Origin of the sequence: Streptomyces sp. UG1 (genome assembly GCF_049974585.1) — a bacterium.
Taxonomy (GTDB): Bacteria; Actinomycetota; Actinomycetes; order Streptomycetales; family Streptomycetaceae; genus Streptomyces.
Map to the genome: position 1 here is coordinate 146,355 of NZ_JBNGGG010000017.1, position 14,891 is coordinate 161,245.

At 70.0% G+C, this 14,891-nt stretch carries 12 protein-coding genes and 1 pseudogene; 8 read left to right on the top strand and 5 right to left on the bottom strand.

The genetic code is table 11. The features are described 5' to 3' along the window. The first annotated feature begins 56 nt into the window (after window positions 1-56). Entirely contained in the window at window positions 57-1,742 is a 1,686-nt protein-coding gene (locus tag ACP4J3_RS20660; protein WP_426536472.1) for an IclR family transcriptional regulator domain-containing protein, read from the top strand. A 46-nt stretch (window positions 1,743-1,788) separates the two neighbouring features. Here the strand turns inward: ACP4J3_RS20660 and ACP4J3_RS20665 are convergent, their stop codons facing one another. After that, window positions 1,789-2,376: an NADPH-dependent FMN reductase gene (locus tag ACP4J3_RS20665; protein ID WP_426536474.1), complete on the bottom strand. Its 588-nt coding sequence runs from the start codon at window positions 2,374-2,376 to the stop codon at window positions 1,789-1,791. 186 nt (window positions 2,377-2,562) lie between these two features. Further along, the gene (locus tag ACP4J3_RS20670; RefSeq protein WP_426536476.1) at window positions 2,563-3,414 is read right to left on the bottom strand and encodes an NmrA family NAD(P)-binding protein; all 852 of its coding nucleotides are present in this window, start codon (window positions 3,412-3,414) and stop codon (window positions 2,563-2,565) included. Between the two features lie 405 nt (window positions 3,415-3,819). Between ACP4J3_RS20670 and ACP4J3_RS20675 the strand changes: the two genes are divergently transcribed. The 4 genes and pseudogenes from ACP4J3_RS20675 (at window position 3,820) to ACP4J3_RS20690 (ending at window position 9,188) form a co-directional block, all read left to right on the top strand. After that, window positions 3,820-5,787 (top strand): sensor histidine kinase, encoded by a 1,968-nt coding sequence (locus tag ACP4J3_RS20675; RefSeq protein WP_426536478.1) that lies wholly within the window; start codon window positions 3,820-3,822, stop codon window positions 5,785-5,787. Then, window positions 5,784-6,203 carry a roadblock/LC7 domain-containing protein gene (locus tag ACP4J3_RS20680; protein ID WP_426536480.1) on the top strand — a complete coding sequence of 140 codons (420 nt, stop codon included), beginning with the start codon at window positions 5,784-5,786 and terminating at the stop codon, window positions 6,201-6,203. The genes ACP4J3_RS20675 and ACP4J3_RS20680 overlap by 4 nt, the downstream gene beginning before the upstream one ends. 1,750 nt (window positions 6,204-7,953) lie before the next feature. After that, window positions 7,954-8,280: pseudogene (locus ACP4J3_RS20685) on the top strand (helix-turn-helix domain-containing protein); the annotation flags it as partial. Between the two features lie 356 nt (window positions 8,281-8,636). Next, window positions 8,637-9,188: an ISL3 family transposase gene (locus tag ACP4J3_RS20690; RefSeq protein WP_426536482.1), complete on the top strand. Its 552-nt coding sequence runs from the start codon at window positions 8,637-8,639 to the stop codon at window positions 9,186-9,188. Here ACP4J3_RS20690 and ACP4J3_RS20695 read toward each other — a convergent pair. Next, window positions 9,185-9,754, bottom strand: a complete 570-nt coding sequence (locus tag ACP4J3_RS20695; protein WP_426536484.1) for a hypothetical protein — start codon at window positions 9,752-9,754, stop codon at window positions 9,185-9,187. The genes ACP4J3_RS20690 and ACP4J3_RS20695 overlap by 4 nt on opposite strands. 528 nt (window positions 9,755-10,282) lie before the next feature. Here ACP4J3_RS20695 and ACP4J3_RS20700 point away from each other — a divergent pair. Next, window positions 10,283-10,981 (top strand): hypothetical protein, encoded by a 699-nt coding sequence (locus ACP4J3_RS20700; RefSeq protein ID WP_426536486.1) that lies wholly within the window; start codon window positions 10,283-10,285, stop codon window positions 10,979-10,981. Window positions 10,982-11,030: 49 nt separating this feature from the next. After that, window positions 11,031-11,168 carry a hypothetical protein gene (locus ACP4J3_RS20705; RefSeq protein ID WP_426536488.1) on the top strand — a complete coding sequence of 46 codons (138 nt, stop codon included), beginning with the start codon at window positions 11,031-11,033 and terminating at the stop codon, window positions 11,166-11,168. Window positions 11,169-11,441: 273 nt separating this feature from the next. Here the strand turns inward: ACP4J3_RS20705 and ACP4J3_RS20710 are convergent, their stop codons facing one another. Continuing rightward, window positions 11,442-12,884, bottom strand: a complete 1,443-nt coding sequence (locus ACP4J3_RS20710) for a HAMP domain-containing sensor histidine kinase (protein ID WP_426536490.1) — start codon at window positions 12,882-12,884, stop codon at window positions 11,442-11,444. After that, complete coding sequence (locus ACP4J3_RS20715; protein WP_426536492.1) at window positions 12,881-13,504, bottom strand: response regulator transcription factor; 624 nt, start codon at window positions 13,502-13,504, stop codon at window positions 12,881-12,883. The genes ACP4J3_RS20710 and ACP4J3_RS20715 overlap by 4 nt, the downstream gene beginning before the upstream one ends. Before the next feature lie 303 nt (window positions 13,505-13,807). Between ACP4J3_RS20715 and ACP4J3_RS20720 the strand changes: the two genes are divergently transcribed. After that, entirely contained in the window at window positions 13,808-14,884 is a 1,077-nt protein-coding gene (locus ACP4J3_RS20720; RefSeq protein WP_426536494.1) for a DUF3500 domain-containing protein, read from the top strand. Window positions 14,885-14,891 lie beyond the last annotated feature (7 nt).

Below are 14,891 nucleotides of genomic sequence, written 5' to 3' on the forward strand. Positions count from 1 at the left end.
CGCGCGCGTGGATCGCATTACGGTTAGGGCTGCCGCGAACGCCGTACGGAGAGCCGATGCCCGCGAAGACGACCCTGGACGACGACCGTGCCGTACCGGCGGAGGCGGTCACACCGCTGATCCGGGGGGTGGCGGTGCTGCGGCGGCTGACGGAGGCCGACGGCGCGCTGAGCGCGAGCGCGCTGGAGCGGAGCACCGGTCTGGCGCGCTCGACGGTGGACCGCATCGCGTCCACGCTCGCCCGCATGGGGTACGTCCGCTTCGACGGCCGCGACATCGTCCTGGCGCCGCGCGTCATGGAACTGGGCAACGCCTACCTGGCCGCCCTCGGCCTGCCGGACCTCCTCTCCTCCCCCGCGGACGCGCTCGCCGACGAGCTGGACGAGTCGGTGTCGCTGGCGGTCGCCGACCGCGACGGCATCCGCTTCATCCACCAGGCGACCCGCCGCCGCGCGATGTCCCTCAGCTTCCGCATCGGCGACCTGCTCCCCGCCGAACGCACCGCGCCGGGCCCGCTGTTCGCGACGGAGTGGACGGACGCGCAGTGGCGGGCGTGGCGCGAGCGCCGGGCGGCCGATCCGGACGACCGGGGCTTTCCGGCCGTACCGTGGCAGGTGCACCACCCGTCCTCCGACGCGGAGTTCGAGCACCGGGTGGCGCGGGCGCGGGGCGACCACTGGGCGCTGGACGACCAGCTCATCGAGCCGGGGCTGGTCGCGGTGTCCGTACCGGTGCGGGATCCCCGGGCGGGCGGCCGTATCGCGTGTGTGGCGAACGTGGTGAGCCACACCAGCCGGCACACCGCCGCGGACCTGCGCGAGACGCTTCTGCCCCGCCTGCGCACGGCGGTGGCGGAGATGGAACGCACACTGCGCGAGGCCCCGGTCCCGAGCCCCGGCCCGCCCCCGGCGGGTCTCGCCACCTGGACCGGCGCCTCGAAGCAGGAACTGGGCCGGGAGTTCGTGGAGTCGCTGGCGCGCGGACTGACCGTACTGACCGCCTTCGGCGAGGGCCGGTCGGAGCTGACGCTGACGGACGTGTCCCGCGCGACCGGACTGGCCCGCGCGACCGCCCGCAGGGCCCTCATCACCTACGAGCACCTGGGCCTGGTGACCCAGTCGGGCAGCCGCACCTTCACCCTGACCCCCCGCGTACTGTCCCTCGGCTACCCGCCCCTGTCCCGCACGCCCCTCGACCGGATCGCCACCCCCCACCTGGCCGAACTGGCCGACCGCGTCCACGAGTCGGCGTCCCTTGCGGTACTGACCCCCTCGGGCGAGGAGATCCAGTACCTCGCCCGGGCCGCCACCACCCGCGTGATGAGCGTGAACGTCACCGTCGGCACACGGCTGCCGGCGTACGCGACATCGCTGGGGCGGGTGCTCCTGGCGGATCTCCGGGGCGAGGACGGCGGGTTGACGCCGCCGGGCCTCGAGCTACGCCCGCTGACCGCACGCACGCTCACGGACCCGGCGGCCCTGGCGACGACCCTGGCGGACGTCCGGGACCGCGGATACGCCCTGGTGGACGAGGAGTTGGAGGCGGGCCTGCGGTCGGTGGCGGTGCCGGTACGGGACCGGACGGGCCGGGTGGTCGCCGCGATGAACGTGGCGATGCACGCGGCTCGGCGGTCTGTGGAGGAGTGCGTGCGGGAGGTACTGCCGGAGCTGATGGAGACGGCGGGGCGGGTGGAGGCCGAGTTGCGGGTGGTGGGGCGGTTCGGCCGGGTTGCGGTGGGGTGATGTGAGGGGGCGGGGCGCGGTGGGGTGGTGGGGAGGGGGCGAGGCGTCAACCGTCGTACGGCCTGGCGGCGCGCCCCTCGCGCAGGGTCGTCCCCCACCAGGCGAGCTGGTCCAGCAGTACGGCGGCGGCCTTGGCGGTGCCGTCGCGGTCGTACGGTCGGCCCTCGTCGTCGAACTGCTCCCAGGCCATGTGAAAGCTGACGGTGTCGCGCAGGGTGACGGCGTGCAGCTCGGCGAAAACCTGACGGAGCTGCTCCACGGCACGCTGTCCACCGGCCATACCGCCGTAGGAGACGAAGCCGACCGGCTTGGCCCGCCACTCCCGGTAGACGTAGTCGATGGCCAGCTTGAGGACGGCCGGGTAGCCGTGGTTGTACTCGGGAGTGACGACGACGAACCCGTCGAGCCCGCCGATGCGCTGCGCCAGGGCCGGGGCGTCACCCGGGCCGCCGGAGCGCTCCAGGGTGAGCTTGAGCTCCTCCGCGAGGGCGGGCTCGGACAGGTCGATGATGTGCGTCTCCATGTCGTCGCGGCGCCCGGCCTCGGCCACGAACCACCGGGCCACCTTGTCGGCGAACCGCCCGGGGCGGACGCTGCCGATGAGGACGCCGATCTTGAGCGGGGGCAGGGACATGGGAGTACCTCGTTCCATAGGTCGGGAAGATCCGCGATCTGGCGATCTGGCTATCTGGCGATCTGGCCTATCTGGCTATCTGGCGGTCCGGCCCTGGGTGGGCCCGCGCAAGCAACGTAAAATCTCAAGTTAACTTGAGGTCAAGGGCGGGCCGGAGGCAGCGGAAAGCGGGAAACGACCGGGCGCTCAGGACAGACCGATGTCAGTCAGCCACTGGCTCGCGGTCCGCGGGGTGATGCCCAGCAGCTTCTGGGCGGACCGCTCGGGCTCGATCGAACGGTCCGGCAGCGCGCGCATGGCCGTGTAGCCGGCCGCCACTTCAGCGGCGGCACCCGCGCCGATCACCGGCGTGGCGGCCGTGCGGAAGGCGTCGGGGGTGATCGCCTCGTAGCGCACGTCCTGCCCCAGCCCGGCACTGAACGCCTCGGCCAGCTCCTGCCCGTTGATCGCCGGATACTGCCCGACGGAGACCACCCCGTCGACGCCCGGGAGTGCGAACAGCGCGGCGGCGACATCGGCGATGTCCAGGTGGGAGGACCACGAGACACGGAAGTCGGCGGGCAGCGGATAGCGCAGCACGCCCTGCTCGCGTACGGCGCCGGCCACGAACGGCAGGAGCAGGTTCTCGAAGTACAGCCGGGGCTCGATCACCGCGTGGGACACCCCGCTGTCCGCCAGACCGGCGACCAGCGTCGCCACCGCGCTGCCGTCGTCGCCGGGGGCGCCGACGACGGTCCCGCTGGTGGAGAACACCACGCGGGCGGGGCGGGCCGCGCGGACGGCGTCGACGATGTTGCGTGCGTAGCCCCGGCGGTCGTCTTCCGAGGTCACGGGCAGGTGGACGAACACTCCCTCGGCGTCGCGGTAGGCCCGGGTCAGGTCATCGGTGCAGGAGTGGTCGGCGGCCACCACCCGCGCGCCGGGGACATCGGCGGCCGCGTTGCGGGTGAGGGCGACAACGGACTTGCCCGCGGCGGCGAGGGCGGCGACGACAGGGGCTCCTTGGGCGCCGGTGGCGCCGTGAATCACGTAGGTCATGGGGCTATTAGTGCATGGGGGGCACCGGTTACATCAACTGCACTAATGGCCGGGGAGCGGGGGCGGGGAGCGAAAACGGTGGCACGCGGTCGAGGGAGGACCGTGACCGTCACAGCCTCCCGGCCCTGTCACAGCCTCTCGGCCCCGTCACAGCCTCCCGGCCCTCGGTGTGAGAGCAGCGCAACCGAACTTCCCACGCGCCTAACAGCGGGGAAACCGCTCGGCGGGGCGGCCGGGCTAGCTTCGTGACGTATGAGGGTGTGGGAGCTGGTACGGCCGCTGCTCAGCAGACTTGGCGCAATCGGCGAGGGCCGGTTAGGAAAGGGCGGCTGCGTGCGCCGGCGCGGTGGCCGTGCGGCCCCCGACCGTCGCCCGGTGCCTGGATGGCGCAGTATCAGGGGCCGGGTGGCGGTGGTCATCACGGTCCCGATCTGCCTGCTGCTGGCGGTGGCCGGTCTCGCCGTACAGGGCCGAGCCGAGGCCTTCGACGCCGCCCGGACGACGCGCACCGAGGTCGGCCTCAGCCTGCGGGTCCAGTCCCTGGTGCATCAGCTCCAACGCGAACGCGGCCTGACCAACGGCCTGTTGGGCGGGGAGAAGCGGTTCCGCACACCGCTGTCCGGCACACGCAGTCGCGTGGACGCGGCGCTGCGCGGCATGCGCGACGACAGCGCCGTCAAGGACGTCATCCGGCGCCACCTGGGACGCCTCACCCACATCCGCACCACTGCCGACCGCGGCACCGCCGACCGGTCCGCGACCCTCGCCTTCTACACCACCGTCATCAACGCCCTCAATGCCGTCGACCCGGTGGCGGAGACGGCGATGCGCACCGACCGCCGGCTGAGCGACGGGCTCGCGGCGCTGAGGGAACTCGCCGCGGCCAAGGAATCCGTCGCCCTCGAACGCGGGCTGCTCAACGGCGTGTTCGCCGAGGGTGCCTTCCAGGGCCGCGAGTACCTCGCCTTCACCGAGGTGCGCGCCACTCGCGTCGCCGCCCTGGCCCGCTTCCGGCAGGTCGCCACCCCACCCCAGCGCACGGCCCTGTCGCACGCCTTCGAGACCGCGGACGCGGGGCGCGCCACCGCCTACGAGAACCGGGCGGAGGACGCCGCCGACGGTTCCGCGCTGGGTGTGGACGCCGGCACCTGGTGGGATGCGATGACCGTACTCGTCGACGACCTGTACGCCGTCCAGCAGTCGGTCGGTGCCGATGTGCGCAGCCGGGCCGACCGGCTCAGCCGCGACGCCGGGACGGGCCTCGCCGCCTACCTCGCCGCGGGAATGCTCGTGGCCGCCCTCCTCGCCGGCCTGGCGGCCTTCGCCTCCCGCTCCCTCACCCGCCCGCTCGGCGCACTCGCCAAGGCCGCCCACGACGTGGCACAGCACCGGCTGCCCCAGGCCGTCGCCCGTATCCAGCAGTCCCCACCGGACCAGGTGGAGCACCTGCCGGCCACGGGCGCCCCGGATGCCCGGCTGCGGGGCGGCGCGGCCGAGATCACCGAGGTCGCGGAGTCCCTGCACCAGGTGGAACACACCGCCCTGCACCTCGCCGCCCAGCAGGCCGGCCTGCGCCGCACCACCACCGAATCGCTCGCCAACCTCGGCCGCCGCAACCAGAACCTCGTGCGGCGCCAGCTCGGGCTCATCACCCGCCTGGAGCGCCAGGAACTCGACCCGGACGCCCTCGCCGAACTCTTCGAACTCGACCACCTCGCCACCCGGATGCGCCGCAACGCCGAGAACCTGCTGGTGCTGGCCGGGCACAACCAGCCGCGCCCCACGGCAGCGCCGGCCGACGCCCTGGAGGTCGCCCAGTCCGCCGTCGCCGAGGTCGAGCAGTACCGACGGGTGCTGATCGCGACCGTGGAACCGGTGCGGGTGCGCGGGCACGCCGTCGCCGATGTCGCCCACCTCCTGGCCGAGCTCATCGAGAACGGCCTGACCTTCTCGCCCCCGACCGAACCGGTCGAGGTGCACGGCTGGTACGACGCCGAGGACGACACGTACTGCTTCGCCGTCGTCGACCACGGCGTCGGCATGTCCGCGGCCGACAAGGAACGAGCCCACGCCCGCTTCTCCGACTCCGGGGACCAGGCTCTCCTCGCCGCACCCGCCCGATACCTCGGCCACTTGGTCGTCGGCCGACTCTCCCACCGCCTCGGCGACGGCACCCACGTCCAGCTCTTCGACACCCCCGGCGGCGGCCTGTCCGCCCTCCTGGCCCTCCCCGGACGTCTCCTCGCCCCCACCGAGGACCCCACCACCGCCTCACTCCCACCCACCCGGCCCGCTGTCTCCTCCCTTCTCAACGGCTTCCGCGCAGGTGTCGCTCGTGCCGAGGCCCGAACCACTCAAGGAGCGTCATCGTGACCACCCCTGTGCAGAGTTTCGGCTGGCTCATATCGGAGTTCGTACGCACCACCGACGGGGTCACCGACGCCGTCGCGGTCTCCTCCGACGGCCTGCTCATGGCTTCCTCCGACACCCTCGGCCGAGACCGCGCCGACCATCTGGCCGCCGTCGTCTCCGGCATCACCAGCCTCGCCGAGAACGCGGCGACGGCACACGGCTTCCGCGGCATGAAACTCGTCATGATCGAAATGCTCGGCGGCTTCTTCATGGTCGGCCGCATCCGCGACGGAAGCTGCCTGGGCGTCCTGGCCGCGGACGGCTGCGACATCGGCCTGGTCGGCTACGAAATGTCCGTCCTCGCCGACCGCGCCGGCGAACTCCTCACCCCACAACTGGTCCACGAACTCCACTCCGCGCCTGTGGGCGCACGGTAGCGGTCACCCGCTTCCTGGCCCACTGGAGGGGTCAACTGCCAGGCAACTCACGGAAGTTGACCTCCGGAAGGCGCGACACTCTGTCGAGTGCGGGCCCACCCCCTCAGGCGCCTGATGCGCCTGCTCTCGACCACGTCCGTCCCCTACTCCTACCACCCCTACCCGACCACTCGCACCCCCAGGCAGACCCATGACCTGCGGAAACGCGAACTCCGGAACACAAACTCGCCACTTCGGGAAGCGCTTAGCTGATCGCTGCAGGTCAGGGCCTGTCCTCAGATCACGTCGGTGGCTGTTACATCGTCACGGGCTGGACACAGGGACAGCTGGATCTCACTTCAGTGAATCACCGGATTGTTGTCGGCTTCATTCCTCTTCTACTCAGCGGAGGCGTGGGTATCGGTTCTGACGGACGCTCAAGGCATGATGAGTGCATTCCGAAAGAATTCGCCTTGCAATGTGTTGGCCGCGATCGACCGCCAAGAACGTATGCTGCTGTGCAGAGTTCACGGCGAGTCTTCTTGGCGGCCGGTCACTGGTTCCTCGCACGCACTTCGGTAGTCGGAAGATTCAACCCACCACCGGAGCGAGGCGGTCTGGATGAATCGACACATATCTTCGTCGTCCGTCACAACAGAGTGAGGTCGATCAGTCTCCGCGTCAGCGCCCGCTCCGTTACGGCCGACTATGCCTGGCATCCGCTGCCGGACGTCGAGGACGCAGATTTTGATGTACATCCACGCGAACTCGGTCCATTTCTACGTGGGTATCTCGAGGGCTGGATTCCTGACGGCGTCATCACTCTCGTCGAATGACCACTCATTCCTGACCGATGAGCATGCCCCGTGACAAGTGCTCAGCATCGACGCCAACCTCCAAGTCGTGGTCCATTGAGGCTGGAGGTCCGGACGCTTCTAGCAGCCGCCGGACTACCCGAAGCGGACAACGACGACCGCTACCGCGCCCACAGTGTTGTGGTTACTGATCGCGGCGAATCAGTCGACGTGGAGTGGTTCGTCTCTCGTAGTCTGCGTCGCGCCGCAGCCGACGAACAGCTGCGAGGCTGGCCCATGGGCGCGGCGGAACGTGCGCAGGAGGCCGCTCGACGTCATCTGCACGCGGCCCTGTTCGGCATCCTGTCGGAAGTGGGTTACCTGGTGGAGGCTGATCCGGCTGACACTCCGGGTGCTCTCTCCGTTCGAGTCGGCCGGGTCTCCACACCCGCGACGCTGGCCGAGGACATCGGGCGGATGCCTGCAGACCTACGTGGCGCTGCGGACAGCTCCGAGGGGTCTGGCCTGTCGCCGTGAGCGGAAAATCCGCACGTGGATCCGCCGGCCAGTTCCTCACCTCCCGCGGCTGACGTGCTGCGTGCCCGGTACGCGCGCCGTTTGACGAGCTCGCTCAAGGATCTGGCCGGTCCTGTGCACGGTCGCATCGAGTTGCCACTGCGTGTCGTGTGGTTGGGCCTGCGCGCCTACGACCTCGACCGACCCCGGCAGCGCATGGGCCTTTACCGGGTCTTCGAACTTGAGCGGTGCGTCTCGTCAGGCGCGCTGACTGTTCGTCACGGTGGGCAATGTGCATGGCGGGGCCCCGGACGCAGGACGCCCGTGGGTGATCATTTCTGTTCTCTACGCAGAAGGATCATTGGGGAGCCACGGGCTTGGTCAACGATACGACGTTGCTGCTCGACCTCGACGGGGTATCCGTCGTGCGGGTCGAGTCACTGGCCGACGGGACGCGTCGGGTGCACCTGATCACGGCGGACGAGGCGGCGCGGGCCTGCCCGTCCTGCGGGGTCATCGCCTCCCGGGTGAAGGGTCCGGCGGTGACCCGGCCGCGTAATCTGCCGTATGGGGAACGAGGGTTGGAGTTCTTCTGGCACAAGCGCCGCTGGTGGTGCCGCGAGCCGAAGTGCCCAAGAAAGTCGTTCACCGAGACCGTTGCCCAGATACCGGCCGGGGCACGGATCACGGCCCGGCTGCGTGAGGCGGCCGGGCGTCGGGTGCGCGATGCCGGCTCCACGGTCATCCAGGCCGCCCGCGACCTGCATCTGTCCTGGCCGACGGTGATGCGCGCCTTCCGTACATCGGCGCGCGAGGTCGTCGACGCCCCGCTGCCCGAGGTGAAGGTGCTAGGCATCGACGAGACCCGGCGGGGCAAGACGAAGTGGGAGCAGGACCCCGACAGCGGCAAGTGGCGTCTGACCCGGGACCGGTGGCACACCGGGCTCGTCGACGCGCTGGGCCACGGCGGGCTGCTCGGCCAGGTCGAGGGCCGCACCGTCGCCGACGTCCTGGCCTGGCTGTCCACCACCCCGCTGACCTGGCGCAAGAACATCCGCCACGTCGCGATCGACATGTCGGCCACTTACCGGCCGCGATCCGCACCGGCCTGCCCGACGCCACCGTCGTGGTCGACCACTTCCACGTGGTCCAGCTCGCCAACAAGATGCTCTCCATGGTCCGGCGCCGCACCACCGCCGAGGTCCGCGGACGTCGCGGACGCGCCAGTGACCCGGAGTGGAAGGCGAGGCGGTGCCTGCTGCGCAAGCGCGAGGACCTCGCCGATGAGCAGTTCGCGAAGATGTGGAACCCGCTGCTGGCCGAGGGGAAGATCGGCCGCATCCTGCTGACGGCGTGGATCGCCAAGGAGTCCCTGCGCAACCTCCTCGCTCTGGCCCGCACCGGTGCTGACCGCCACCGCATCGGCCACGCGCGGTGGAGGTTCCTCACCCGGTGCGCGGACTCCGACATTCCCGAAGTCTGCCAGCTCACCACCACCGTCGACCGCTGGTGGAGCGAGATCGAAGCGTTCATCGACACCGGCCACAGCAACGCCAAGAGCGAAGGGATCAACCGCGTGATCAGACTTGTCGCCCGCGCCGCCTTCGGGTTCCGCAACGCCGACAACCAACGCCTACGAACTCGCTACCTCTTCGCTGTTTCGCTCTGTGGCTCGGGTCGTCGCGTTTTCGGTTAGTGCACGTCGAACTCGTAGCCGTGCCGGATGTCCACGGGGCAGCTGAACACCCGGAGGTCTCCCCATCTGCCCACGGTGATACGTGTGGTGTGGTCGCTGGCCACGGTGAACAGGAGTCTCATGGGGGTGTCACACTCACGGCAGCGAAACTCCCACGGTTCAGTGAGGTGCCAGGTGGGCCAGCCGCCGAACTTGCATCCCGCCACGCGTGTGATGACGTCGCCCCCGTCCTCGCCGGAGGTCTCCTCCACCAGCCGTTCCACGTCATCCGCGACGTCGTCCGGCAGTTCCCCCGGGTAGGGAAAATCTGTCAGCGGCACGGGGGTCAGCAGGCACGGCCGGGGCGAGAAGCCGTAGTCCTCTTCTTCCTGCCGCACGGGCGCGGGTGCCAGAAAGGGCTCCTGCGGCAGGTCGGCTGCCCGCCGCCAGCGGATCTCCACGACCGGGCTTCCGTCCGCGTGCGGAGCCGGGGGGTCCCAGTGCGGGTTCGGGCACCACAGCAGCTGGAACACATCGGCGCCCTGCGGCCACCAGTCTCCCGGCGCATCCCGTCGCAAGACTTGCACCACCGGAACCATTGCCACGGGCGGCAGCCCGGACGGCTCCTGTTCGTCCGGCACGGAGCAGTGCGGCCACGGCTCGTGTGCCGGCCAGAGCATCGGCCCGGCGATGGAGCTGTCCTGGTGCCCCGGTTTCCCTGGCGTCGGATGTAGGACGACCGCGGGCCGGGCGTAGGGAGCGAGAGTGGGGACGGCGGCGAGAATGGCCTCGGCGGACGGTCTGTTCGAGTACGGCAGCACGATCGAACGGTACCCGGGGCAGTGGTGGAGCCCGCTAAAAGGCATCAACCGCATGATCAAGCTCACCGCCCGCAACGCGTTCGGCTTCCGCAACACCAACAACCAGCGACTACGGACACACTGCGTCACCACCCGCCGAGCCCGCGGACACCTCCGCACCGCTCAACTTCGAAGACCCCCTTTACCGCACCGTTCTGACAGAGGGACAGCGCGACGACCTCATAGCCTTCCTCAGTCACGACCTGCTGCTCGCCGAGTGGCCCGACCTACGCACGCTGATCAGCAGACACATTCGTGCGCCGGGTCGACCCGGCGGCGCGTCTGTACTACGAGAACGGCGAGCAGGAGAAACGAGTCGCCCGCGGCACGAAGTGGTTCTTCGCATCCGGTCGGGACGACGGCTACTGGCGGCGGGTCATCCTCTGTTTCCGGCATGTCGCCGGGGGCGAATACGAGGATGAGGCCGTTGTTGCAGTGCGCGCCTTCACCGGCCTCCGACCTGAGCTGCCCGGCTGCATGGGAGTCGTCTACGACGGCGCGTTCCGCGGCGTCCATCGCGACGCCCTCGCCCGCCTCGGGCTGCTGGTGATCAACAAGCAGCACGCCTCCGTCAAACCCCGGGCGTACGAGCTGCTACGCCCCGGACGAGCCGGCACGACCTGTGGTGCGACCAAGGCCGCATCGCCGAACGTATCCTCCTCGACGACGGCACCAGCGTCCTTGCCCCCGTGCCGGTCACCCGACTCGAAGCACCGCGAAGGCCGCGACAAGAGCCGCTGGTACCACCTGCTGCGCATTCCGTGCCGTCACGGCGACCACGCTCACCGTGTCCAGGTCGGCATCACCACCCCCGACGACCGCGGCGTCTGGGACGACTCAACTGGCAAGCGGCGACCAAGTGACATCGAGCGCGGCATCCATCGGGCCGAGTACCTTCAGCAGATCCCCAAAGCCACGCTCGCCCCACCAACTCGTCTACCCCCACCGCAGTGACGCGGAGTCCATCCACAACCAGCTCGATCAGAGCCTGTGGAACAACCGCATGATCTCCTACGGCCTCGACCGGCAGAAGGTCTTCATCCTGGGCTTCGCCCTCTCCCAGAACGCCACCAGCCACCGCGTCCATCTCGAACGGCATGCCCCACGTGAGGACCAATCCTTGCTGCCCGGAGTCAACTGACGGTAACGGGAACTCTCCTGCAGGCCCGCGGCCGCAGTGCTGTACCTGCTGCCGCCGAGCGGGCGGTCGTCCCCCTGGTCCGGCGGATGGAGAGGACCGGGCGCAGGGCGGAATCGGAGGAATTCATCAGCAGTTTCTCCATGGTGGCCCGGGGGCCGACGGGCGGCTCGGCCTTGGCCAACCGCCTGTCCGCGGACGTGACCGTGCGCCGGAGCGGCTCGCGCGGTCCTGCGGCGGCATGGGACGGGTCGGTGCTTGTTCATGCCGCGGCTCTCAGTCCGGATGCCGCCCGGCGCGACGCTCGGGCAACTGCTCGTCCTGTGACCCCGCGAGATCCGGTTCCGGGGACGGCAGGAGCCGGGAGGGGCCCACGGTGAACCCCACGGCCGCCCCGCCGCCGGATCGTGATCGCGCGAACACGGTGCCGTCGTGCATCTCCGCCACCTCTCGGACGATGGCCAGGCCGAGCCCGGACCCGGGCACGCCGTGGGCGGTGTCGGCCCGGTAGAACCGGTCGAACACGCGCTCCGCGTCCTCCACGGCGATGCCCGGTCCCCTGTCGGAAACGGTGAGGGTGCCTCGACGGATGTGCACCTCGATGGGATCCTCGCCGTCACCATCGAACTTGGCGGCGTTCTCCAGCAGGTTGCTCACGGCCCGTTCCAGTGCCTGGCGGCGTCCGCGGACCAAGCAGTCGTCGGAGTCGAGCAGGACGATCCGGCCGGTGCGCCGGTGCAGCCGCCGTGCGGCCCGGCCGGCCACCTCGGTCAGTTCCACGGGCTGTTCGGCGTCGTCGCGGCTCCGGGAGAGGGCCAGCTCGACCAGCTCGTCGACCAGGTGACCGAGCTCGCGCGTCTCGTCCTCGACGTCGTCGAGGAGCCGGTCACGGTCGTCCGGGGCTAGCTCGGTGGCGTAGCGCAGCACGCCCGCGTTGGTGGTCAGGCTGGTCAGCGGGGTGCGGACTTCGTGGGCGGCGTCCTGCACCAGCCTCTCCCGCACAGCCCGGGAGGCGGCGAGCCGGCGGATCATCGTGTTGAACGACGCCGAGAGCCGGGCGACTTCGTCGCGCCCGTCCACCGGTACCTCGCGGTCGACGTGGCCGTCGGCACTGATCTCCTCGGCAGCCCCGGCCAGCCGCACCAGAGGCCGGGTGATACGCCGCGCGAGCAGCCAGCCCGCGCCCGCCGCGGCACACATGACAGCGAGGGCGGCTTCCGTGATCTCCATGGCCATACCGCCCAGCACGCCGAGTGTCGGGGCGAGCGGGATGGCCGCCTGCAGGGCCCCTTGGCCCTCGCCCAGGGCAATGGTGAGCTGGCAGTAGGTGGCACCGCCCACGTCGATCATGGTGGCCTCCTCCTGTCCGGGCGCGCCGGAGGCGGCGAGGGCGCGCCCGGTGTCGGACACCGGCAACTCCATGTCCGGGCCGCCGAGATGGGTGACCGTACCGTCGGGAGCCACAGACTGCACGATCGCCGGCTGCTCCCCGTCGTCGCCCGTGCCCGGGTTGCCGTCCGAGCGCCGCGTGACCGCGTCCGGGCGGGCATGCGCCGTGTCCCGGTCCTCGGCCACGGCCAGTGCGACCATGCGGACCGTCCGGTTGGCCCCCTCGACGACGCGGTCGGAGGCGGCGCGGAAGCTCAGCACACCGACGAGGACCGCCACCAGGGCTCCGACGGCGGTGAAGGCGAGGGTGAAACGCAGACGCAGGCTCATGGCCGCCGCACTCCGTAACCCACGGCACGCACCGTGTGGATCAGGTCGGGCGCGCCGACGTCGGCCAGCTTGCGCCGCAGATAGCTGATGTAGCACGCCAGATTGTTCGTGTGCGGCCCGCAGTGGTAGCCCCATATTCGGTGCGAGATCGTCGAATGGGACAGCACGATCCCCTCGTTGCGCACCATCAGCTCCAACAGGTCGAACTCGGTCTTCGACAGCTGCAGTTCCTTGTCCGCCCACCAGGCCCGGCGGGCGTCCGGGTCCATGTGCAGGGAGGCGATGCGCAGGCCGGCCGGTTCGTCCCCCTGAGCGCGCGGTGGAAGCGCGGCCCGGCGTTGCAGCGCACGCAGGCGAGCGAGCAGTTCGGGGACCTGGAAGGGTTTGGGCTGATAGTCGTCGGCGCCCGCGTCCAGCCCGGCGACCCGGTCCGACGTGGCGCCGCGCGCGGTGAGCATCAACACCGGAGTTCCATCACCGTCGGCGCGCAACACTCGGCACACCGCCACGCCGTCGACGTACGGCATCATCACGTCGATCACCAGGGCGTCGAACGACTCCCGACGGGCTCGGGTCAGCGTCTCCACCCCGTCAGCGGCGATGAGGACACGGTTCGGCACCCCACATGATGGCGCAAAACCGCCGGTCGTCCAGCAGCCGTTACCCCAGGAAACCAGTTTCCCCCCGGGCCACTCCGAACGCATTCGCCCCTGCCCGGCAGGGACCCGGACTTTGCCCAATTCACAAGCGGCTCCCATGGAAGTCCCATACGGCTCGCCCACGATGGGAGCCCTTGCACGCACCACTCCAGGAGTCCCATGTCCACCGTGCCCCATTCCCCCACCGCCTCTTCCCCGACGGCTTCCCCCGCACACGGATCACTGCCGCGCGGAGTAAGACGAAGACGGGCACTCGTTCGCGGCATGGCCCTCGCCACCTGCATCGGCCTCGGCGTCGCCGGCTGCGGCTCCGACGACTCCTCGTCCACGTCGTCCGAGGCATCTTCGAGCCAGAGTTCCTCCACGACGTCGAGCACGGGCGCCGGGAAGGCGAACACCGCCGAGGTCGTTGCCGCCGCCAACGCGTTCCTCAAGACGCTCTCCGACGACGAGAAGGACACCGCCCTCTACGACTTCGACGACGAGGCCAAGGCCAAGGGCTGGTCGAACTTCCCGATCTCGCTCGCCGCGCGCAACGGCATCCAGTTCGCCGACCTCGACGACGACCAGAAGGCCGCGGCGCTGAAGGTCATGGAGGCCGCCCTCAGCGAGCAGGGTTACAAGGAGCTGGAGGATATCCGCATCGCGGACGAGTACCTCAGCGAAGTGGGGTCGTCGGGCAGCGGGGGCGGCCCCGGCGGGGGCGACGACTACGGCGCGGACAAGTACTACCTGGCCCTCTTCGGCGAGCCCAGCGAGACCGAGCAGTTCACGGTCCAGTTCAACGGCCACCACGCCGGGTACAACATCACCTACTACAAGGACGACGTCAGCCTCTCCCCCACGCTGACCGCCATCGAGCCGTCGAAGTTCGAGACGGACGGCACGTCGTACGCCCCGCTCCAGGACAAGCGGGACACCACCATCGCGGCCATCGGATCGCTCAGCGACAGCGAACTGGAGAAGGCCGAGATCGACGGCAGCTTCGACGACCTGCTGCTCGGCCCCGGCAAGGACGGTCCCTTCCCCGACCCCGAAGGCGTCGTGGTCGGCGACCTCAGCGAGAAGCAGCAGGACAAGGTCACCGCGATGATCCGCACATGGGTCGACGACCTGGACGAGGAGGCCGCCGAGGCGCTCATCGCCAAGTACGTCTCCGAGTACGACGAGACGTATCTGGGCTGGAGCGGCGCGACGACCATCGACAACAAGGAGACCTACGTACGGGTCGACGGCCCGTCGGTTTGGATCGAGTTCTCCAACCAGGGCGGCATCGTGGTCGACGGAGTGCACCAGCACACGATCTTCCGCGACCAGACCGCCGACTACGGATGGAGCTGAGGGTTCC